Raw genomic sequence first — 22565 nt, forward strand, 5'->3', positions numbered from 1 at the left:
AATCGTTCTCATGCTTTTATGTTTGTATTTGTATTTATAACAAAGGTTAATATAGAAGATATAACAATTTAATTTATAGTAAAGACATAAGTAAAATTTGTAAAAAATAAAATGTAGGAAAAAGCTTTGAAAGGTTGACATCAATGATACAAAAATTGGACTATTTGAAAGATCGCTTGAGTGATTTAAGTAAACGAAACCGTTCTATTCGCCTTATGAAGTTAGCAGATAAATGGGCAGTTGATTTAACAGAATTAGAATTTGTTTATCAAGATAAGAATCAAAACTCTTCTCTTCTTGATGATATTATAAAAAATAAGAAAAATGAGATTTCATTATTTAAAAGAGATATAAATGATGAAAAGAAAATGCTTCTATCACATAAATTAACTAGCTTACACCGTAATTTAAAAGGGATTGAAGAAGAAACTGGAATGTATGATTTATATTTAGGCTATCCATTCTTAACTGGAAAAATGATGGATGGTACTTTTTTTAGAGCACCTGTTTTCTTATACCCAATCAAGTTAGAAAAAAACGGTTTAACTTGGAATCTAGTTAAAGGTGAAGGAGAAAAATTAATTAATAGGACGCTATTCTTAGCCTTAAAAAAACTAAATGAATTTAATATTGAAGAGAAAATGTTAGATGAAGATTATTTTTCTAATGTTACTTCAATTCAAGAACTTCATGAATGGTTTAAAGAATTCGATTATAATTTTCCAATTAAAAACACTATACTTCAAAAATTTCAAAACTATACTTTAAAAGACATTCCAAAATTAAATGATGGAGAAATTGCACTTGAGAGTTTAGCAGTAATAGGCTGTTTCCCTCAAGGGAACTCTGCAGTAATAAAAGACTATGATTTAATGAAATCAATTTTAGAAGAGAACGGTGATTTAGGGTTTATTTCGGAATTGTTATTTGAAGAAGAAAATATTATAAATGATTCATTATTATCACCAATTGTAGAAGAAGTAGAAAAAAATATTGATGAACGAGATAAAGTTTTTTTATTACCTACAGATGGTTCCCAAGAAGAAATTCTTCAACTAGCTAGAAACCAAAAGGGTTTAGTTGTTCATGGTCCTCCTGGGACGGGAAAATCTCAAGTTATTGTTAATTTAATTACAGATGCAATTAATCAGAAAAAAAAGGTATTAGTTGTTTGTCAAAAAAGAGCTGCATTAGATGTAGTAAATCAGAGACTTGATGGATTGGGTTTATCAAAGTTTGCAGCGCTAGTACATGATGAGAAGAACGACCGTCAAAAACTTTACTCGAAGATTCAGCAGTTGATAAATGTTCCTATTCAATTAAACGATTCAAATCAAAAAGATTTTGAGGTAGTAAGTTCACAATTAAGAATGAGTGAAGGCCAATTAAATGATATTTCAAATGCATTATTTGAAGTACAGGATTTTGGTTATAGAGCTTATGATTTGTATAGTATCTCGAAACCAAAGGATGAAATGAAACGCCTTGTTAATGTTAAACCTTATTTAAACAAATTAAGTAAGTACAATTTAGAGGATATTCTTGCGGAGGTTTATACTTACGGAGAATATTATGAAAGATTTGGAAATGAAAATTATCCATGGAAACAAAGAAAGAGTTTTAAGGTTTTAGAGTTAAAAGATCAATCGAAAATGACAGATACGTTAAATGATTTAATCGAAAGCGCAAAAATTACTGTTTCCAAATTAGACGAGTTTGAACAAAATTTCGTGACTCCTGAATATGCAAAATTAGTTCAAGAAAAAATTGAGAAGATTTATGAGGATCTAGATGATAGTAAGAAACGCTCTTTTAAGAATATTCGGTTATGGATTTGGACTTCTTTTACTGGAAAAAACATTATTGAAGAGCTATTAGAGGGTAATAAGTTTAAAGGAACAAGTTCAAAAGAATGGATTAGATTAAAGCAATGGTTAAAAACGCTTTATGACCTTTCAAAAGAAACAGAGAATTTCATGTCGAAGTTAAAAAATTTAATTCCATATGTAGCTGAAGATTGGATTACAAGTATGGAAAAGCTAGTTAATGATGGAAAGATTCCATTAAATGAGCTTGAAATAATGCATGAATATATTTTCTCAGATTTTGAAGAGCTAAGAAGAATGGACCGTTTCTATCATGATAAAGATGATACAGTAATTTCATTAATTGAACTAGCTATTAAAGAAGTACCTTTCGTTGAAACGAATTTAGCAAAAGAATGGGTTGATTCCCTAAAAGATTCGACTTATTTACATTGGATTGATGAAATTGAAAGAAAACATCCTATAATTGAGGCAATTAGTACAGAACAGTTTAATAGAATTCGTGATAAATTGAAAAATTTAATTGAACAAAAACGGAATACTGGTAGACTTATGCTTCAAAATAAATTATTAAGTTCAATAGAAGAAACTAAAATAAACTTTGGTAAAGCGATTAAAGAGCTAAGTCATCAAACATCTAAAAAGAGACAATTATGGCCATTAAGAAAATTGGTAAGAGAGTTTTCAGACAAAGGACTAACGGAATTACTTCCAGTTTGGTTATTGTCACCTGAAGTTGTGTCTTCAATCTTACCTCTAACTGAAGGTTTATTTGATCTTGTTATTTTTGATGAAGCGTCTCAATGTACAGTTGAAAATGGGCTTCCTTCGATCTATAGGGGGAAAACAGTAGTTGTTGCTGGAGATGAAATGCAATTACCACCATCTAATTTATTCCAAGGTAGTATGGAGGTAGATGAAGATGATGAAACAATGGGTGAAATTGAGGAATCAAAGAGCTTACTAAACTTGTCTAAGCGTCATTTTCAAGAAAGCATTTTACAATGGCATTATCGATCTAAGTCCGAGGAATTAATTAATTTTTCAAATTATGCTTTTTATAATTCTAATATTCAAATTGCACCAAACGTTGAGCCTTTAAAACAACCTGCTGCAATAACTTGGAAAAAAATCGATGGATTATGGATAAATCAATCGAATCTTATAGAGGCACAATTTGTTGTCTCAGAGCTTAAAAAACAAATAATTACCTATCCAAAGTTATCTGTTGGAATCATTACTTTTAATGCTAAACAGCAAGAAAAAATACTAGATGAGATTGAAAAACTTGCTGAAACAGATAAAGAATTTGAAGTGATCTATAATCAAATACAATCACGTGATTTGGATGAAAGAATATTTGTAAAAAATATTGAAAATGTACAAGGTGATGAGCGTGATGTCATTATTTTCTCAATTGGATATGCTAAAGGAGAGAATGGTAGAGTTTATAATCGTTTTGGTACTTTAAGTCAATCTGGCGGAGAAAATAGGTTAAATGTAGCAGTAAGTCGTGCAAAAGAAAAAATCCTAGTAGTTTCAAGTATAGAGCCAAATGAACTTGATGTATCAAATTCTAAAAATAGAGGTCCGAAATTATTAAAAGCATATCTTGAATATGCTAAAGCTACTTCTGAAAACAATAGAGATCTAGTTACAAGTACGCTAAAAGATGTTCAAGAAGGAAGCAATACGATGGTTACGCCACATGCATTACATTTTGATTCAGGATTTGAAGTACAAGTTTATGATATGTTAGTTGAACTAGGATACGAAGTCCATACTCAAGTAGGTTTATCAGGATATCGTATTGATTTAGCAATTGTTGATCCAAATGATCCTTCTAAATACCTTCTTGGTATTGAATGTGATGGAGCTATGTACCATAGCTCACCAAGTGCTAAAGAAAGAGACGTTTATCGCCAAAAATTCCTTGAAGATAGAGGATGGAAAATTGAACGTATTTGGAGTAGGAATTGGTGGAAAAACCGTTCCGGTGAAATTGAAAGAATCGAACATGTTATAAAAGATTTGATTAAGAAACAAAAAGTAGCTGAGTTAATACGTTAGTATTTCTTATATAGAAGTAAGTAAATCAATAAAAACATCTTTATTATGAATTTATAAGACCATAACAAAAAACACTTTAAATTTTAATTTAGAGTGTTTTTTTAATTAACGATTTAAGATTAATCATCTTTATTAAATTGTTAGTTTTAAAAAGCAGTTTCATATTCATTTAATGGTTTCCACTTAATATTACCAGATAAACTTGAACATTCATTATAAACACTTTGTAAAAAAGCAATTCTTGTAGGAGTGGTTTTACCCGTTTGATTCTTCAAAGTTTCATTTAATGGATGATGACTTTCTATGAAAAACTCATTTCTTTTATGCAATCTTTCTAGAAATCTAATTTCAGGTATTCTTGCAAACTTTCCTTCTTTTCCCCGATTACATTCTTTACACGATAGTACTAAATTCCATACACCATTTAAATTTATAGGGAGTTCTCGTTGTAAAGTATATGGTAAGAAGTGATCAACGTCCGCCAAACTGTCAGATCCTTCATCAATTGTAATATCATTAAAACAATAGAAGCATTTACCTTTTTGATACCCATTTAAGGCATCTCTTGACGATGTTACATCTATTCGTTTAAGTGTATTATCCTCATCAATAAAGAACATTTTGGATTGATCATCAAAATGAACATTTAATAATGATGGACTTAAATTTAATGACCAGGCTGTTTCAACAAGTCTCCATCTTGCTTCAACTTCATGACCAAAATTTTGGTGCTGTGTTGATTGGTTTAAGTGAAACAAATCATCAGTTAGTATAATACCTTTATTTTTACCCTCTTTTTTTACTTCAAAAAATGAAACCGGAATGTTTTGTTGGTTTACATTATGAAATGCATCCAAAACATTTTCAAAACCTAATTTTTTTGTTAAAAGAATTAAATCATCTTGTGTTATTGATCCACTATTAAAGTCTCTACATGCATTTAAAAATCTACTTGAAGAAGATGTAGCTTGTTTATCATTAATTTTTAAATGGTCACAAATGTATTTAGAAAAAGGAATTGATAATTCTTCTAATGGGATGAATGTATTTTGATTATGATTCTCTGAAATTTCTATTAAAGATTTAGCTAATGCGAATTTATAACTTGCTGAATTCTTTCCAAAAAGAATAACAGATCTGAAGTAAGATTCTAACGATGGATACTCTTCTGTAAAAATATTCAAAAAAATTAACCCCTTACTATTTAAATTAATATATTCTACAATTAAGTGTGTACAATAAATACTTATTTTTGGAAAAGGAGAGTACTTAATGACTATAAAATATTATAACAAATTAGTAAGAGATAAAATTCCAGCAGTTATTACCAAATCAGGGAGTACATATGAGGCGGAAGTCCTAGGTGAAAAAGAGTACTTAGAAAAACTAAACGAAAAGTTAAATGAAGAACTTGAAGAGTTTTATAATGCAACACCTGAGGAAACTGTTGGAGAAATTGCTGATATTTTAGAAGTACTTTATGCTTTAGCTGAGACACAGGGGATTTCAATTGAGGAAATTGAGAAAGTTCGACTTCAAAAGAAGGAAGATCGTGGTGGGTTTAAAGATAGAATTCTTTTGAAACATGTTGTAGAAGGATAAGTTCTGATATTATGCAGATTTAATTACCTTGGTATACAGAGAAATCGAAACAAGTTAGTAATGCATATTAATATAGAAGATAAACAGGGGGGATAAAAAATAAAAGAAGTAATTTCAATACCTGCTAGTGGAACACAAGAATTAATTAAGAAGTATTTGGTGCATGCACATCCATACCCAAGAAGTTATAAAGCATCCAAATATATGACTTTCCGTAAAACTGGTGGCTGCATGGATGCATTGTATAGCGTACAATGTGAATTAGTGTTAAAACATGGAGATCCTGAACTGGAAAACAAAGTAAATTATTTAGATAGTGAAACTAAAAATCGACTATTAGGTTATATTTACGAAAGAAGAAATAAATTTGGTTTTGAAAAGAAAGAAGAGTTTAAGTTTTATATTTTGAAAGAAGAAAGACAACTAGATCATTTTCCTGCGCCAAAAGAAACACTACAAGGACATACATACTATACATACGATGAAATAACTTGTGGGAAAAAGATTATTACCAGAGAAACTGACAAAAGTTATTCATAAAAATTTTGAGATAATTAAAACCTCAAAAAACCTTTTCTATGCTTTTAGGAGAATTAAAAAGATGCCAAAACCTACTCAATTTTTGAGTAGGTTTATTAAAGTTAGTAAATACTCCCTAGATAAATCTGGTGCATTTTTACTAAAATAACGAAATTTTCTATGTTAAAATGATTAATAGATTAAGATAAATGTCAAACATATTTATTTACTGGAAATTTTAAATTAGGTAGCATTTGTAACAAAAAAATAGATAGGAGTTATTAAAAATGAAAAAACTTGTTATTGGAATTCTTACAATTGGACTTATTCAAAGTTATTCAATTATTTCAACTGATGATGCTAGTGCAGCTGTGAAAACATTTAAAAACTGTACTGAAATGCACGAGATTTACAAGGGTGGAGTTGCCCGTAGTTCATCCGTTAAAAATAAAGGCGGTAAAACTAAATATAAACCTTATGCATCAAAAGCTTTATATGACGCTAATAAAAAAATGGATCGAGATAAAGACTTTATAGCGTGTGAAAGATAAGTTTAAGAAGTAAAAAAATGATAGTTCTCAAGAATGAACTAACTATCTCAGACTGTTGGCAAACCTGATTTTCATTGAGTTTGTCTACAGTGATCAATACTATGTTAAAGTAAAAATGCAGTCTTCAAATTTTTGAAGACTGCATTTTTTATTTCCAAAATCTTCAATTATTTGTCACATTGATAATGAGTTTAATAGAACTTAGTATGTTAATATTTTCACAAGTTAGTAAATTTTACTAAAATTTATACTACTATTTACTTACTTATTAATAAGGAGTGATGATTTTGAAAAATTTATAGTTCTAAGGTTACATCATTTTCACTAGTCATAGATACAACATCTAATAGTTTATTTTGGGGTACAAGAAGAAAACTATGTATTAAATTTTATATTACCGAAGTATTTAGATTCTTAAATTAATATATCCAAGGAGGCTTCGCTATTTTCTTGTAGTTATGGGTCTGGAATACCTACATTTCTAAAAAGTTCAGGAGAATAAAAATGATATTAACAGTCTTAGTTTTAATTTTATTACTAATTCTAGGGAATCTATTATTTAAACTGATCCCCTGGAAGTATATTACTGCACTATTTGGAATTATTGTATTGCTATTAATAGGTTTTTTCCTTGTTGAACGTACTTCTATTTTAGTAAAAAATAGACTACTAGAAAGTACTTCACTAAAAAATGAAGGAATGAATGAAATTATGATTGATAAACAAGTTACACCTGAACTATTGGTAGATCTAAAAAGTAAATATGGTAGTACAGTTAAACACACAGATATAGTAGTAATACTTTCAGTTGAGAATGATAGAAACTATCAATTTAAGAAATTTTATATAGGGACTAAAAACAATAAAATTAATAGTATTTTTTCTGAAGATCCTAATCTAAAAACTAATAAAGGTATCGGAAAAGGAGATGATATATCTACTATTATAGATAAGTACGGTAATAACTACATTCACTCGTTTGAAGAAATAGGAGAAACGATAACGTATCTTGATAAAGAGAGAAATGTTAAATTGACTTTCATTATATATAAAGAGAAAGTATTACAAACTATTATAACTAAGTATTAAGTCAGGAGATATATTATGGCATTTCGTTTTTCAAAAAATATAAAAGGGCGATTAGATGAGAAATAAATTATTTAAAATCGTTTTATTTAGTATATTAATTATCATAATGTTTGTTTTTGCAGTTAATTTATTATTAAAACCAGTTTCTAATACGATTGAAATAGAAACTAAAACTACAAATGAATAATAGCCTCATTGAAAAAATCACTGTCATTCTAATATGGATCAGACAAGATATCTAAGATAAAATCATTGAAGATATCAAAATCCTCTTTTGTAAGTTTCATTAATAAGGGGGTATTTTTTATTTCCTTAATTTTTACAATAAAAAAATCCGGCCCAATAAATGAACCAGATTTCTCAAGTCTGCTTAATCTCCAATCTACGCGCAACCAACGACAAAACATAATTAACAATAAAATACATCAACGAAACCATCACCATAACAGGGATCACATAAGATTCCTTCTGCGCATAAATAATCTGTCCATTATGCAATAAATCGGGCAATGCAATAACGACAGCTAACGATGTATCCTTCAGTAAAGAAATAAACTGACTAACAATTGGCGGAACCATTCGTCTCAATGCTTGAGGCAAGACAATATAACGTAATGTCTGAGTATAATTGAGGCCTGACGCACGAGCTGCTTCAATCTGTCCTTTTTCGATCGAGTTTAATCCACTTCGAATAATCTCTGAGATCATAGCTGATTCAAAAACCGTTAATGCTGCGATGGCAGCTGTCGTTATTTTCATTTCAATCCCGATTTCCGGTAGGGCAAAATACGTAAAGAAAATAATCAGTAGCAAAGGAAGGTTTCGAATCGTCTCAACAATCGCGGTAAGTAATTGAGTAACAACAGGAATCTTAGTATATCTTAGCGTTCCAATAAGTCCACCAATAATGAAACTTAGTACAATTGAAATGGCAGCGACCTTAAGGGTAACCCAAAATCCTTCTAGCAAAAACTTGATATGATCTAGAGTGTACACATCAGCAAACGGCTGTAGAAAATCCATTCATCCACCTCCTTAATTACTTCTAGCCAAGCGTTTTTCTAAATATCCTACACCAATACTTAAAGGAATCGTTAAGACTAAATAAAATAAGGCTACGAAAATATAAGTATCAAACGTTACGTAAGTCATTGCAGAAATAAGATCGCCTTGATACATTAAATCTCCACCAGCTACGACTGCTAACAAGGATGAATTTTTTACTAGATTTAGAAATTGGTTGCCAAGGGGAGGGATGACGATTTTTATCGCCTGGGGAAGTATAATGAATCTCATTGCCTGTCCGTAAGTCAATCCTGTCGAGCGAGCGGCTTCCATTTGTCCTTTTGGAACAGAGAGGATACCGGCACGGATTGCTTCGGAAATGAAGGCTGCTGTATAGATGGTTAGTCCAATTGTTCCTGCGGTCATCCCACTAAAGCTTCCAGCTAAATAAGTGAAAAAAATAACTACTAGTACAGGGATATTACGGATAAATTCTACATAAACCGAACCTAACCAGTTAAGCGGTTTAATTGGAGAAATTCGCATAACTGCAATAATTGTCCCTAAAATAAAGCTACATAATAATGCAATTAAACTAGTTAAAATGGTTACTCTTAATCCTTCTAAAAAATACTCCATATGATCTGTTAATATCGAGAAATCAATCAAAGGATTTCCTCCTAATTATCAGGAAAAGCAGGCCCGTAAAATTACGGACTCTGCGTATCCCAACGATAATATCAAAAATTATTTTTTAATCCATTTATTCTTAATTTCATCGTATTTACCTGAATCTTTCAGACTTTTTAATGCTTTATTTAATGCTTCGACAAGATCTTTATTGCCTTTCTTAACAGCAATTCCATAAGGCTCTTCTGTAAAAGTTCCACCTACTAAATCAAATGAAGGATCTTCTTCTTTCATACCGTAAAGGATTGAATCATCAGTCGTTAGGGCATCACCTTTACCTGCTTTTAAAGCTGTAAAAGCTTCAGCATAGTTTTCGAATTCAAGTACTGTTGTATCAGGAGCTTTCTGACGAATATTTACAGCAGAAGTGGACCCTTTAACAGCAAGCACTTTTGTCCCTTTTTTCAAGTCAGCAAGTCCATGAACTTTACTGCCTTTTTTCACAAGTAAAGATTGTCCGGCATTAAAGTAAACATCAGTAAAATCTACTTCTTTTTTACGTTCTTCATTAATGGTCATTGTAGCGACTACCGCATCAACTTTCCCATTATTTAAGAGACCAACCCTAGTTTTTGACGTAACCTCTATGTACTCAGGTTTAACATCATCGCCAAACATTTCTTTTGCCAGTGCTTTGGAAAGGTCAATATCAAATCCTTCTACTTTACCTGTTGAAGGGTTTTTCAATCCAAATAAACGAGTGTCATATTTTACGCCAAATACGATTTTCTTATCATCCTTAATGCGTGCTAGAGCATCTTTGCTTTTAGAATCATCCTTCCCACCACAACCTGCAAGAACTAAGGCGGCCGTTGTTGAAACTAAAGCCATTTTCATGAATTTTTTTAAAAACATTCCACTTACCTCCTATTAATGATTTAATATACGGCTGAGAAATAAGCGAGCCCGTTCTTCACGCGGGTTCTCATAAAACTCAACCGGAGTTGCTTCTTCTAATATGCGACCCTCGTCCATAAAGACGATTCGGTCGGCAACCTCTCTGGCAAAGCCCATTTCATGTGTCACGACAACCATCGTCATGCCTTCCCTAGCAAGAGTCTTCATAACATCAAGCACTTCACCAATCATTTCAGGATCAAGAGCTGAAGTAGGTTCATCAAAAAGCATAATATCTGGTTTCATCGCAAGCCCGCGAGCAATTGCCACACGCTGTTGCTGACCACCAGAAAGCTGGGAAGGATAAGATTTCGCCTTTTCTAAAATACCTACCTTTTCAAGAAAATGTTTGGCTGTTTCATCAGCCTCTTCTCTAGATTGACCTAGCGCTTTCATAGGAGCTAGAGTGATATTTTCAAGCACAGTTTTGTGCGGATACAAATAAAAATGCTGAAAAACCATTCCAATATTGCGCCTTAACTTATTAAGATCTGTTTTTTTATCCCCAACTGAAATCCCACTGACAGTAAGTGTCCCGTCATTAATTGATTCCAGATGATTGATACAACGCAACAAAGTACTCTTACCAGAACCAGACGGCCCAATCACAACAACAACTTCACCTTTATTGATTGTGAGATTAATATCTTTCAAGACTTGAAAATCTCCATAAAACTTATTTACATGTTTAAATTCAATCATTCCTGACCTCCTGTACAATTTTTTCGGATATGTAAATTGGAGAAATTTGGGAATCAATATTTTATGTGTATGCTTGTTCACATTTCTATATCACGTTTATTTTGTTTTTAGTCTTTTTGGACGAGTACTTGTGTCCTAGACAAAAAATAAAGCTAAACTGAATCAAAACAAAAACCGAAAGCACTATAACAGTGTTTCCGGCTTTTATTTACTAAAATTTATGATGTAATATAAAATTGATTAAATAGAACTACTAGTAAAAAAAGACTAGTATCTTATTACTATAATCTTTACCAATTAAATATGATAAAATTAAAAATAGATTAAGATTGATATAAAATACATCTTTTGAATTTTACTAAATAAACGGAGGAATCCATGGAAAACAGAGAACGTTTCTATAAACTAATGAAACTACTAGAAAGTAAAACAGATATTGATCGTGAGTTTACGTTTGATGAAATAAAAAAGAGGTTAGCAGCAGGAGAAGAGGATTTTTCTTATAGTAAAAATACATTTTTAAAAGATATCTCAGTATTAGTGGATGTTGGTTTTGACGTAATTGAAAACGCTTCAGAAGGTAAGGCAACTACATATAGTCACCAAGAAAGACTATTTGAATTACATGAACTCCGTTTATTAGTAGATGCTGTGACAGCTTCAAGATTTTTAAACAAACAAGAAACCAAAAAGATTATTGATAAATTAAAAAACCTTACAAGTGAAAACGAAGCCAAAAAGCTTCACAATGGCATTATCCCAGATACAGCCATTAAAAGTGAAAGCAATCGTATTCACTTCTCAATCGATCAAATTCATCAAGCCATCGCTGAGAAAAAATTACTTACCTTTCAATATGGCCGATACAATTTTAACAAAAAATTTGAATTAAGCCATGATGGAAAAGAATACGCAGTAAAGCCACTCGCAGTAATTTGGTCGAATGATTACTATTACTTAATTACAAGAAGTTTACCTGATGATCAACTTAGACATTTCCGCGTAGACCGAATGAGAAAAGTTAAGAGAACGGAAGAAAAATTTCAAGATGAACGCTTTAACGTTGATGAATATTTGAGTACAGTTTTTAATATGTTTGCTGGAGAACCTGATTATGTAAAAATCAAGTTTAAAAAAGGCTTATTAAATGTCGTACTAGACCGATTTGGATTAAAGGCTGATATTCAGCAAGTGGATGAGGAGAATTTCATTTTAACTACAAAAGCTGCGATAAGTGATGGATTGATTACTTGGATTTTAACATGGGGTAAAGATGCTCAGGTTATAAGTCCGCCATCAGTGATAGATAAAGTTCAGGAGCAAATTTTTGAGATGAGTAAGTTGTATAGTATGAATTTCCAACAATAAGTTTTTACTAAAAGGAGTATCTTTCGGGGATGCTCTTTTTTCATTATAAAACCTTCATATTAAATTCAAAATTGCTTTAAATAAAATGCTTTTAAGTATGTTACTATTTTCACAAGTGAAGCTATTTTAAATATGATGTGAGGTATGAGAATCATGCAAAAGGTAATTTTCTTTTCTTGTATATCAATTGTAGTAATCGGTTTAATAATGTATCTATACATAATGTTTTTGCTACCACCCTCGGATACAATGATTAAAATAGAGAAAAATGAAATAAGTAAAAAATTAAATAGTAACCAAACAATTCTTATTCCTTCCGAATTTGAAGTGAAAAATGTATATGTTATTGATGATGGATTCCTTTCTCCATATATTGATGTGCATCTTTCAAATAAGACAAATATAACTATTCATTCATCAAATAGCATAGATTACGAAGGCGGGGAAAAGGGTAGAACCAAAATGTTAAACAATATTAAAATTAGAGAATATCAAAAGAAAGATAGAAGAGTAATCTATATTTTTAAAGACGTCTAACTTAATTATTTTTATGAATTCTACGAAACTTATAGGAAAAGTATTGATGAATATTTATCAAAAAATACTTTAAATAATGAGGGAATGTAACCTATACAAGGTTTTAGGATTAGGTTAATAATTTATGAAACTAATATTATATGCGTACAATCGGAGAATCATGTTTAGGGTTCTCCTTTTTGATGTTCAATTTTTTGAACACCTCACTTTATATAATAAAGTTATCAAATTTAGGAGGTTTAAATAGTAGAGCGTTGCTTTATGTGGTAATTCAATAGAATGAAAGATTTAAGGGGGAAAATCATGAAGAAAAGAAGTTTTATGTACTTATTTTTAACATTTTTAATTATGTTTTCATTTAATTCAAAATCAGCTTTTGCTGAAATAGGAGATCGTAGCACTCCTTATAGTGCATGGTTTAATTATAATTTTTCACTTCAAGAATATGAGTGGGATACACCTAAAGAAGTAGAATTGCAATTATTCGATATGTATACAGGTGAAGAAGCAAATGAAATTGTTGCAAATGAAAATATGTTTAATACTAAACCTGCAGATGATGAAGAATGGATTGTGATGGGATTTAATTTAAAATATGTCTCAGGGCCAGAAGAACCTTTATACGCTTATGATGTGGTTAATAGTTATGATAGTTTTTATACGAAGGCTGGTCAAAAAGTTAACCCAATCGATACAGCTTCATTTTCAGACCAGTTAGAAGGTTTAAGTGAAGACGATGTTGAGCTATATCCGGGTGCAGAATCTGAAGTTTATTACGGTATATTAGTGAAAAAAACAGTGGGCTATCCAATTATTCGAATCGGGATGGGTTATGATGCTCGTGAAGATCAAACGATATACGGATGGTTCTCAACAGATCCAAATTATGTGGAACCTATTCTTTCACCTACTAACGTAAAGGCAGCAGCTAGTACATATAATAGCGTTAAATTAAGCTGGACAAAAGCGGATGATGTGACAGGTTATGAAATTTATCGTTCTACTTCCAGTACAGGTACATATACGAAAATAGCAACTACTTCAAGTACTTCGTATACTAATACATCTTTAAATACAGGTACAACTTATTATTATAAGATTAAGTCTTATAAAACAGGAACACCTACACAATACAGTGATTATAGTAAGGCAGTATCTGCAAAACCGGTCCTGTCTACACCAACATCCGTAAAGGCAGTTTCATCTTCATACAATAGTGTAAAAACGAGTTGGGCAGCTGTAAGTGGAGCAAGTGGATATGAAGTTTACCGTTCAACGACAAGCACGGGAACATATACACTTGCTGGTACAACCACTTCAACAAGCTTTAATAATACAGGGCTTTCAACAAATAAAACTTATTATTACAAGGTAAAGACATACAGAATAGTCGGAAGTAAGAAGGTCTATGGAAATTATTCATCAATAGTTAGCGCAAAACCAATTCCATCAGTTCCAACTAATTTCAATGTCGCTAAAGTAAATTCAACTAGTTCAAAAATATCTTGGAGTTCTGTGAGTGGAGCAAGCGGTTATGAAATTTACAGATCTACCTCAAGTGCTGGATCATATAGTTTAGTAAAAAGAACAACTTCAATGTCATATACAAATAGTGGTTTAACAAAAGGAAAGACTTACTACTATAAAGTAAGAACGTATCGAACAGTTGGAACTACTAAAGTATATAGTGGTTGGACAACATTCAAGAGCGTTAAGCTTTAAGCAGTAACATTTTTAAAATTTTTTAAGAAGAGAATCACTTACGATTCTCTTTTTTTGTTTTATATACTGGAATTAGTTTGATGAAATGCTAGAATATAACTAAAAATATTTAATAAACGAGGTCCGTGGAAATGTTCATTCAATTAACAAAAAACTTTCAGATGAAATGAAAATAAAAGTAGAGAAACCAGATTTATCAAACGAGAATCAACTTTTTTGCTGGCACGCTAATATCTTTAAAATTGGCCGTAAAAAATGTGTATTGGTAATGAATAATGTAACAAGATATTGTTTTGTTATGTATGGTCTATTAAAAAAAGATTTTACAAATTTTGAAGAGTTAATGAAGAGAAATATTGTGACAAATTTTCTGGCAAATGAATTTGATGTTGAGAAAGTTGATCAATATATGAAACAACTAGGTGAAGTTCAATACACTGCGACAAGCGATCGAAGTATTATTTCGCAAATGAATGATATGATTTATCTTGCTGAATCTTATGTTTACCACAGGGTAGAGGAAAATGAAATAATTAGATTGCTTCACTTAAATCTTGATCTTAATGACACGCCTTTATACAAGTTACGTTCTTATCCGAACAAATTGATGAGGGGAGCATTGGATGAATTTTTTCAACAAATGAAGTGATCTTAGGGAACCTTCAAATGTGGTGATTATAATTGATAAAATCCTCAATAATTGAGGGGAAGCATTAATCATAATTCGTTTTTCTTTAATGCATTTTTAAATTCTTTTAAAATTTCCTCATTTGGAAATCTATCATTTTTACCCTTAATTTTTACATTACCTTTTAACGGAACGATTATTCTATATCGTTCTTTATCTTTTATATTACTAGTTGCGAATACAAATGAATTTTCAAGTGTTAAAAAATCATCTTCAGCTTCCATCTTTCTTATAGCTTTGTGACTTTTTTCATAACCAATACGTTGTTCAACAATAACTTCCTGATTTGCTTCCAATTCACCTTTTAAATTATTTTCGACTACAACCTTATATGGTGTATATGGCCCACCATCATCTGATTCTGTATCTAATTATTCGACTACTCTTCCTACAAACAATTGTTTTGCTGCTTCTGTAATATTTTCCTTTTTATTAATATCAAATTCATATTCTGCATTTGAAATAATTACTGTATTAGGCGTATTAGTAGAATAAAGTACACCAACCACAAATAAAACGATAGTTGAACTTAATGTAATCTTTGTAACCATATTCATTTTGGTTACTCCTTTTTAAATTAGTGGGATTACAGCTTCGATTATTACTCCATCAATCAAATTCAATATAACATCTAATATAAAAGAGATTATGATTAATTGTTACAATTTAAGGAACAAACGCTAATAATTAGTTCAACTACATACATTATTCAAATTTAGAACATTTTACCAAAAATTAATATGTTAATATAATCAAAAATACAAAACGTTTTCTTGGGGATGGGTTAAATTTGAAAAGTTTCTACTATCTTATCTTTAGTTACTCAATTTTCATTTTAAATGTCACCTTCAACGGATTTAACAACTTCAATCTATTTTTAATTTTAAATTGCATTAGTATTATATTAAGCCTGCTGAGTTTTCTGGTTTCAATCATTTCATCAGATAGGAGATGGAAAGAAAATCTCAACATTGGTCTAAGTTTGAGTTTAATACTAGTATCAACTCTTTGGATTATCTTAGTTTATGTTGGGGTTTAAATGGTTTTAGATAGTAATATCAAGAAATAGGTGAGTATAATGGGGAAGTTTTTTGAGTAATATTATTTCTTATTTAACTTTTATTGTGATCGTTTTTTTGTTGATTTTCTTTTTAAAACCGGGATCCAAAAGTGAAATTAGCGGATCTTCAAAATGTGTTCATATTGTAGAAAAACAAAATTATTCTGAAGGTTTTGGTGGTGGAGATAACATTACAACTGTTTCTGGAACGAGCAAAAGATGGTTGAAAATAGTCCAGCACAGCAAGGTTTTGTTCCACAGGAAAATGGGACAGGATTTTATTTTGTAAAAGAAAAAAATAACTTCAATTACCAAAATAAAACGACTGACTAACTAATAGCAGTCGTTTTACCATATTATCTAAAACTTACTTCTTACAATCATAAGCAACCAAAGTAATATCCAATTCCTCTTCCAAATTCTCAATCTTACTCTTAGCATCATTCGTTAAATCTGCAATAAAAAAGTCACTGTTATTTAAATCTTTATTCTCATTACTCATTTCAAAAATCCCCTTTACCAAAATTTTACCTTTTCATTATTCCCTGTGGTAAAAAAACTATCCTAGCTTTAATTGGACATTAAAATAAAATTTTATTACGAAAAAAAGGTATAAAACGGATAACTTACTTTAATAATTCGTATTTGTTAAACTATTAATATTATTTAAACAATTTAGTGGGAATAATAGGTTTACAAAAGGGGTTGGATGTATGGATAAGGACACGGTATTTGCAATTGGAGATATACACGGCAGTATAAATGAATTAGAAAAATTACTTAAACAATGGAATCCAGATCATGAAAGGCTAGTCCTACTTGGAGATTTAGTAGATCGTGGTGAGAATCCATACGAGGTTTTAATAAGAGCGCAGCAATTAGAAAAAGAATATGGAGCGGTTGTTTTACTAGGAAATCATGAGCAAATGTTATTGGACTGGCTTGGGCAACCTGAATTTAAACAAGCGTATTACTACGGACAAGGTGGCTTAGAAACAATTAATTCATTTTTTAAATTTGAAATTACAAATAAAAGAGGTCCTAATGAAGTAGCACAATTAATGAAAGAGCAATTTGAATCTGAACTACAATTTATTAAATCTAGACCATTGTATTTCGAATGGGAAAATTATGTATTCGTTCATGCCGGAGTCAATCTTAATCTTGAAGATTGGAAAGAATCGACTGACAAGGATTTTTACTGGATTCGCGATGAGTTCCATTACGGAAAAAATGAAACAAATAAAACATTTATTTTCGGCCATACCCCAACATCAATCCTTCACAAAACTGAAGGGAAATACGATATTTGGTATTCACCTTGTAAAACGAAAATCTGTATTGATGGGGCAGCTGCATATGGTGGGATTTTACATGGGATTAAAGTAAATAAAGGTGGAATAATCTCAACTCATTCGATTTCTTCTAAGACAAAGTCTACAAAATATGAAATATAATCATTAATTTTAAATAAAGTAGTTGTAGAATTTTTTTGAGGCTTATAGTTGTTTTAATGTGGAAAAGTATTAAAATAAAGCAATTAAAAGATAATATATGAGATTTGGATTAATAATTCAATTTAATATTATTAAGTTATAGGTCGTTGTCAATAAGATAACGGCTTTATTATTTTTAAGATATAAAAAACAACTTTTTATAAAAAATTCTATTTTATTATAATTTTTCAAGAATGAAGTGTCTTATAATATAGAAAATACTTTATGGAGGTATATCTTGCATAGATTGGTTAAGTTAACATGATTTGTATAGATAGAAAGGTAGCCTTTATTTAAGAAAAAGGCTGCCTTTTTTGATAATAGCCTGAACAAATTAATTGAAAGTAAATGAAGTTGTGGGAATTGACATTATAAAAAAAAATAGGTACTATTATATGTTTTTGGATTATTATGATAAAATTAATCTTATTCAAGTTCATTTTGAGGTAAATGATAATTTGAATAGGAAGAAGAGCTATTTATATGAGCTCTGACCTTTAATATTTCAGAGGTTGACTTTCCGACTACAAGAGAAGCCATTGTGGCTAAGGAGGAATTGAAAATGACTAAACTAGACCTACTGAAAGATTTTATTCTTAACAAAGAATTAGACATCGATGTATCTATACCTACTGAGGATTATACAAATTTTTCATATAATGGATTTGATGCGGGTACAGTCTATAATAATGACACTTACAGAATTTCTGTAGCTCGTGGAACAAAGGTAGAACGACTATTCCGAAAACGTAAATACAAAATGAAGGTTTCTAAAGACAATAACAACAATCTAGTTGCAATTTTTGAACTAGAAAGTGCTAATGATTTTGTACAAGTTAAAACGCTACTTCTAAATATGGATAAATTAGCTAGCAACGGACTTCGTGTAAACGTTGGTTAAATAATATGATCGAACCCACCAATCAATGGTGGGTTTTATTTCATCTGAGCAACTATATTTTCGAAAAGAGCTTATTTGATAAAAATTTAATTTACTTTAACAGAGCCATGATTAAATTAAGAAGTTGAATAAATAAGCAGGTTAGAAATGCGTACAAAGACATTATAATCAGTTAATTCTAAAGATTTTAAAATTAGTTATTGACGTATGCGTAATTCGTTATTATGATTAACATATGTAACCGGTTACATATCAATGAAGATAAAATGGTATTGTAATGTAGCTTTTATTTTTTAAAATATATGTAACCGGTTACATATAAAAATTGACTATGTTAGAAGGTAGAAATGATGTCAGAAGAAATTAAAATCTTGTCTCCATGTGGGATGCTTGGGTATGGATTTCCAGCCGCTTCATTTTTAAATGGACTAAAAGATAAAATACATGGAATCGTCGTTGATGCTGGTTCTACGGATGCGGGCCCTCATAAATTAGGGGCAGGTGTTTCAATCGTTAGTGAACGGGCGTTAATGAAGGATTTAGAATTAATTATAACAAATGGTGTTCCAAGAAAAATTCCGATTATCATAGGATCTGCTGGAGGAGCGGGAGCGCGACCACATGTAGAAGCAACGATTTCTATTATAAAAAAGATATTAAAAGAAAAAGAATTAAGTGCTAAGGTTGCAGTGATTTGGGCTGATTTTACTCAAGATCAAATTATTGAAGCAAATCGTGCTCATAAAATTAAACCTTTAAGTCAGAATATTCCTGAACTAGAGGAAGAGACGATTAAAGAAACTATTCAAATCGTTGCCCAAATGGGGCATGAACCAATTTTAGAAGCTTTAGAGAATGATAGTGACATTATTATATGTGGCCGAGCTTATGATCCATCGCCATTTGCGGCGATTGGAATTTATCATCAAAAAGATCCAGGACTAGCTTATCATTTAGGCAAAATTTTAGAATGCGGTGCACTGTGTGCGGAACCTGGAACGACAAAGGATAGTATTTTAGGCGTTTTAAAGGATGATTCTTTCACAGTTGAATCATTAAATCCATTACGAAAGTGTACAACGATTAGCGTGGCAGCTCATACTTTTTATGAAAAAGAACATCCATACATATTACATGGTCCTGGATTCAGACTTGATCTAAGTGAATGCGAGTTTCATGACTTAGGAAATGGCGTTGTAGAAGTATCGAAAAGCCGATTTTTTCCTGAAGACACTACATTCATAAAGCTTGAAGGAGCAAAAAAGGCTGCCTATCGAACATTTGTGATGGCAGGCATCAGGGATCCAATTTTAATTGAAAATATTCATGAGATTGAGGATCGCGTAAAGGAACAAGTTTTTGAATACTATCCAGAAATTGACCGAAATGATTATAAAATTAACTTTTTAAATTATGGAATGAATGCAGTTCTTGGCTCAAAAGAAATAGAGTCATTTAAAGGCCATGAGATTGGTGTTTTATTTGAAGTTATTGCTAAGACTCAAGAACTAGCAAATAGTATTTGTGCGACAGTCAGATCAACTTTTCTACATTTTGGTTATGAAAAGCGCAAGTCTACTGCTGGAAATCTAGCATTTCCATTTGCACCAAGTGATGTAGAATTTGGAGCGGTGTACGAGTTCTCTATTTATCATTTAATGGAAATACATCATAATCCGTTTCAAGTTGAGTACTTGTAGGAGGGCGAAGTAATGACTACATTGTTTGATTTAGCTAAAGTACTTAGAAGTAAAAATTCAGGTCCATTTGAATTAACGTTAGATATATTATTTGATTCAGAACATGTCTATCAAATGGTAAAAAACTCAGGAAAGATTACGAAAGAGACAATTTGTCGCTTATATAATTTACGAGAAGAACAGATTCACCATTTTGTTTTCTTTGACCAAGCATTGGGAATCAAAATTACGATTGAAAGAGATGTCTCTTCAGGTAGTGTTGGAGACAGAGATGTATATGGTGCGCAACAACATGCACCATTAATGAAGATTACTTTTGATGAGGCGGAGATGACTAGTGAGGAAGATTGCAGTTGTAGGTAGTATTAATATCGATTATTTTGTTGAAGCAGAAAAATTACCGGAAATAGGTGAAACCCTGTTAGGGAATCATTTCTTTTTATCGGTAGGCGGTAAAGGCTCTAACCAGGCTGTAGCCGCTTCTCGTTTAGGTGCTGAAGTTGCTTTATTTGGCTCGGTTGGTAAAGACGAGATTAGCGAAATTTTTATCGAAAATATGAAAAATGAAACAGTAGATATAACGAATTTAAATGTAGTTGAAGGAAGTCATACTGGCGTTGCATTTATAGAAATTTGTAATAGCGTGAATAGAATTCTAGTTGTACCTGGGGCAAATGACTTTACTGATGTTAACTATATTACTAAAGTTTTAGACGAATTGCTCACTTATGATGTCGTTTTATTCCAAATGGAAACACCAATGGAATTAATAGAATACTTGATTCCTATTCTACATGAAAAAGGAAAAATTATTATCGTTAATCCTGCTCCTGCTAAAAAAATTAAAGAAGATTTACTAGAAAAGATCACCTATTTAACACCAAATGAGCACGAGTATGAAATCGTATTTGATTGCAAACTTCCAATGGAAGAATTACTTAAGAACTATCCAAATCAATTAATTATTACATGTGGGAAGAATGGCGTTGTTTATCATGATGGACAAGATATAGTTCGAGTACCAATTATAAAAGTAGAACCAGTCGATACAACTGGTGCAGGAGATTCATTTTCTGGAGGGTTTGCTGTAGCAGTTTCTGAAGTGGAAAATCTTTATGACAGTATCCGATTCGGAACAATTGTAGCTGGTTTATCTGTTACGAAAAAAGGTGCTCAAACAGGTATGCCATATCGAGACGAAGTAGACCTTTTATGGAAAGAGGAGTTGCAACATGAAGGTAAAGACCACGTTATCGAAAATTAAAAAAGATTGGGTCATTTATTTAATGCTTCTTCCAGCAATTGTTTATTTCATTATTTTTAATGTAATACCTTTGCTGGGAATGAAGCTTGCCTTTCAGGACTATCGGATTATTGGTGATAATGTGTGGGTAGGGATGAAGCATTTCAAAGTGTTGTTTAGCTCACCGGCTTTCTTAGATGTTTTAAAAAATACGGTTATTATCAGTACAATGAAAATTATCTTTATTTTTCCGATTCCAATTATTTTATCACTTTTAATTAATGAAGTTCGAACAGGGCCTTTTAGAAAGTATGTTCAATCAGTTGTTTATTTACCTCACTTTCTATCATGGGTTGTCATCGCCGGTATTTGGATCAGTCTATTAAATCCGCAAGATGGAGGCGTAAATATAATTCGTCACTTTTTTCATCTACCATCTATTGATTTTATGACTAGTAAGGACCATATTCGTTGGGTTTTAGTTTTTTCAGAAATGTGGCGTTCATCTGGATGGGACTCGATTCTTTACTTAGCGGCAATTATGAAAATCAGCCCATCATTATATGAGGCTGCGCGAATGGATGGCGCATCTAGTTTACAACAAATGAGATATATTACTTTACCAGAATTAACAAGTACAATCGTTACTGTTTTTATCTTAAATTTAGGCTTCTTTTTAAACGCTGGATTCGATCAAGTGTTTAACTTAATTAATGACTCTGTTATTAGTAAAGTTGATATTTTAGATACTTATGTGTACCGAATTGGTATTTTAAATGCTCAATACTCCTATGCAACAGCGGCTAGTTTATTTAAGGGTGTAATTGGCGTAGTTTTAATTCTTGGAACACACTTTATCTCAAAAAGGATTTCAGGTAAAGGTGTTTGGTAAAAGGGGG

25 protein-coding genes are annotated in these 22565 nt (G+C 31.2%); 17 read left to right on the plus strand and 8 right to left on the minus strand.

The genetic code is table 11. The annotated features are described in order from the left end of the window. Positions 1–143 precede the first annotated feature (143 nt). A complete protein-coding gene (locus tag COI44_RS03825; protein WP_098426740.1) occupies positions 144–3896 on the plus strand; it encodes an AAA domain-containing protein in 3753 nt (1250 codons plus the stop codon). 146 nt (positions 3897–4042) lie between these two features. On the opposite strand, the gene COI44_RS03830 is transcribed toward COI44_RS03825, so the two are convergent. Continuing rightward, a complete protein-coding gene (locus COI44_RS03830) occupies positions 4043–5080 on the minus strand; it encodes an HNH endonuclease domain-containing protein (RefSeq protein WP_098426741.1) in 1038 nt (345 codons plus the stop codon). A gap of 88 nt (positions 5081–5168) precedes the next feature. Between COI44_RS03830 and COI44_RS03835 the strand changes: the two genes are divergently transcribed. From COI44_RS03835 to COI44_RS24460, 5 genes are all read left to right on the plus strand, one after another. Continuing rightward, positions 5169–5498, plus strand: a complete 330-nt coding sequence (locus COI44_RS03835; protein ID WP_286163743.1) for a nucleoside triphosphate pyrophosphohydrolase — start codon at positions 5169–5171, stop codon at positions 5496–5498. Positions 5499–5657: 159 nt separating this feature from the next. Further along, positions 5658–6038 (plus strand): hypothetical protein, encoded by a 381-nt coding sequence (locus COI44_RS03840; RefSeq protein ID WP_142329221.1) that lies wholly within the window; start codon positions 5658–5660, stop codon positions 6036–6038. Positions 6039–6304: 266 nt separating this feature from the next. Beyond that, positions 6305–6568 (plus strand): excalibur calcium-binding domain-containing protein, encoded by a 264-nt coding sequence (locus tag COI44_RS03845; RefSeq protein WP_098426743.1) that lies wholly within the window; start codon positions 6305–6307, stop codon positions 6566–6568. Between the two features lie 504 nt (positions 6569–7072). Continuing rightward, positions 7073–7657: a hypothetical protein gene (locus tag COI44_RS03850; protein WP_098426744.1), complete on the plus strand. Its 585-nt coding sequence runs from the start codon at positions 7073–7075 to the stop codon at positions 7655–7657. A 55-nt stretch (positions 7658–7712) separates the two neighbouring features. Further along, positions 7713–7844 carry a hypothetical protein gene (locus COI44_RS24460; protein ID WP_286163744.1) on the plus strand — a complete coding sequence of 44 codons (132 nt, stop codon included), beginning with the start codon at positions 7713–7715 and terminating at the stop codon, positions 7842–7844. Positions 7845–8017: 173 nt separating this feature from the next. Here COI44_RS24460 and COI44_RS03855 read toward each other — a convergent pair whose 3' ends face one another. The 4 genes from COI44_RS03855 to COI44_RS03870 form a co-directional block, all read right to left on the minus strand. Further along, entirely contained in the window at positions 8018–8680 is a 663-nt protein-coding gene (locus COI44_RS03855; protein WP_098426745.1) for an amino acid ABC transporter permease, read from the minus strand. Positions 8681–8692: 12 nt separating this feature from the next. Continuing rightward, positions 8693–9331 (minus strand): amino acid ABC transporter permease, encoded by a 639-nt coding sequence (locus COI44_RS03860; RefSeq protein ID WP_098426746.1) that lies wholly within the window; start codon positions 9329–9331, stop codon positions 8693–8695. Between the two features lie 78 nt (positions 9332–9409). Beyond that, positions 9410–10207: a transporter substrate-binding domain-containing protein gene (locus COI44_RS03865; protein WP_098426747.1), complete on the minus strand. Its 798-nt coding sequence runs from the start codon at positions 10205–10207 to the stop codon at positions 9410–9412. Between the two features lie 15 nt (positions 10208–10222). Then, entirely contained in the window at positions 10223–10951 is a 729-nt protein-coding gene (locus COI44_RS03870) for an amino acid ABC transporter ATP-binding protein (protein ID WP_098426748.1), read from the minus strand. A gap of 378 nt (positions 10952–11329) precedes the next feature. Here COI44_RS03870 and COI44_RS03875 point away from each other — a divergent pair, with 378 nt between their 5' ends. The 4 genes from COI44_RS03875 to COI44_RS03890 all read left to right on the plus strand — a co-directional run bounded on the left by COI44_RS03875 (position 11330) and on the right by COI44_RS03890 (position 15227). After that, complete coding sequence (locus COI44_RS03875) at positions 11330–12319, plus strand: helix-turn-helix transcriptional regulator (RefSeq protein ID WP_098426749.1); 990 nt, start codon at positions 11330–11332, stop codon at positions 12317–12319. A gap of 153 nt (positions 12320–12472) precedes the next feature. Then, positions 12473–12856, plus strand: a complete 384-nt coding sequence (locus COI44_RS03880; protein WP_098426750.1) for a hypothetical protein — start codon at positions 12473–12475, stop codon at positions 12854–12856. Positions 12857–13159: 303 nt separating this feature from the next. Beyond that, on the plus strand, positions 13160–14578 hold the full coding sequence (locus COI44_RS03885; RefSeq protein ID WP_179887005.1) for a fibronectin type III domain-containing protein: 1419 nt from the start codon (positions 13160–13162) through the stop codon (positions 14576–14578). A gap of 142 nt (positions 14579–14720) precedes the next feature. Then, entirely contained in the window at positions 14721–15227 is a 507-nt protein-coding gene (locus COI44_RS03890; protein ID WP_483295462.1) for a DUF6933 domain-containing protein, read from the plus strand. A gap of 68 nt (positions 15228–15295) precedes the next feature. Here the strand turns inward: COI44_RS03890 and COI44_RS03895 are convergent, their stop codons facing one another. Together COI44_RS03895 and COI44_RS03900 are read right to left on the minus strand one after the other, a co-directional pair. Continuing rightward, on the minus strand, positions 15296–15562 hold the full coding sequence (locus tag COI44_RS03895) for a hypothetical protein (RefSeq protein ID WP_098426753.1): 267 nt from the start codon (positions 15560–15562) through the stop codon (positions 15296–15298). A gap of 75 nt (positions 15563–15637) precedes the next feature. After that, positions 15638–15823 (minus strand): hypothetical protein, encoded by a 186-nt coding sequence (locus COI44_RS03900; RefSeq protein WP_098426754.1) that lies wholly within the window; start codon positions 15821–15823, stop codon positions 15638–15640. Positions 15824–16357: 534 nt separating this feature from the next. Between COI44_RS03900 and COI44_RS03905 the strand changes: the two genes are divergently transcribed. Further along, positions 16358–16615 carry a hypothetical protein gene (locus COI44_RS03905; protein WP_098426755.1) on the plus strand — a complete coding sequence of 86 codons (258 nt, stop codon included), beginning with the start codon at positions 16358–16360 and terminating at the stop codon, positions 16613–16615. A 78-nt stretch (positions 16616–16693) separates the two neighbouring features. On the opposite strand, the gene COI44_RS24465 is transcribed toward COI44_RS03905, so the two are convergent. Then, on the minus strand, positions 16694–16828 hold the full coding sequence (locus COI44_RS24465) for a hypothetical protein (RefSeq protein ID WP_286133442.1): 135 nt from the start codon (positions 16826–16828) through the stop codon (positions 16694–16696). Positions 16829–17039: 211 nt separating this feature from the next. Between COI44_RS24465 and COI44_RS03910 the strand changes: the two genes are divergently transcribed. The 6 genes from COI44_RS03910 to COI44_RS03935 all read left to right on the plus strand — a co-directional run bounded on the left by COI44_RS03910 (position 17040) and on the right by COI44_RS03935 (position 22558). Beyond that, a complete protein-coding gene (locus COI44_RS03910; RefSeq protein ID WP_098426756.1) occupies positions 17040–17783 on the plus strand; it encodes a metallophosphoesterase family protein in 744 nt (247 codons plus the stop codon). Positions 17784–18384: 601 nt separating this feature from the next. Next, positions 18385–18723, plus strand: coding sequence for a hypothetical protein (locus tag COI44_RS03915; RefSeq protein ID WP_098426757.1), 339 nt, complete (start codon positions 18385–18387; stop codon positions 18721–18723). A gap of 350 nt (positions 18724–19073) precedes the next feature. Then, positions 19074–20423: an acyclic terpene utilization AtuA family protein gene (locus COI44_RS03920; protein WP_098426758.1), complete on the plus strand. Its 1350-nt coding sequence runs from the start codon at positions 19074–19076 to the stop codon at positions 20421–20423. Positions 20424–20435: 12 nt separating this feature from the next. Then, positions 20436–20786, plus strand: a complete 351-nt coding sequence (locus tag COI44_RS03925; RefSeq protein ID WP_098426759.1) for a DUF4387 domain-containing protein — start codon at positions 20436–20438, stop codon at positions 20784–20786. Continuing rightward, the gene (locus COI44_RS03930) at positions 20761–21687 is read left to right on the plus strand and encodes a ribokinase (RefSeq protein ID WP_098426760.1); all 927 of its coding nucleotides are present in this window, start codon (positions 20761–20763) and stop codon (positions 21685–21687) included. The genes COI44_RS03925 and COI44_RS03930 overlap by 26 nt, the downstream gene beginning before the upstream one ends. Continuing rightward, the gene (locus COI44_RS03935) at positions 21656–22558 is read left to right on the plus strand and encodes an ABC transporter permease (protein ID WP_097974082.1); all 903 of its coding nucleotides are present in this window, start codon (positions 21656–21658) and stop codon (positions 22556–22558) included. The genes COI44_RS03930 and COI44_RS03935 overlap by 32 nt, the downstream gene beginning before the upstream one ends. Positions 22559–22565 lie beyond the last annotated feature (7 nt).

The sequence above is a fragment of the Bacillus sp. AFS088145 genome, from assembly GCF_002564465.1.
Classification (GTDB): domain Bacteria; phylum Bacillota; class Bacilli; order Bacillales; family Bacillaceae_G; genus Gottfriedia.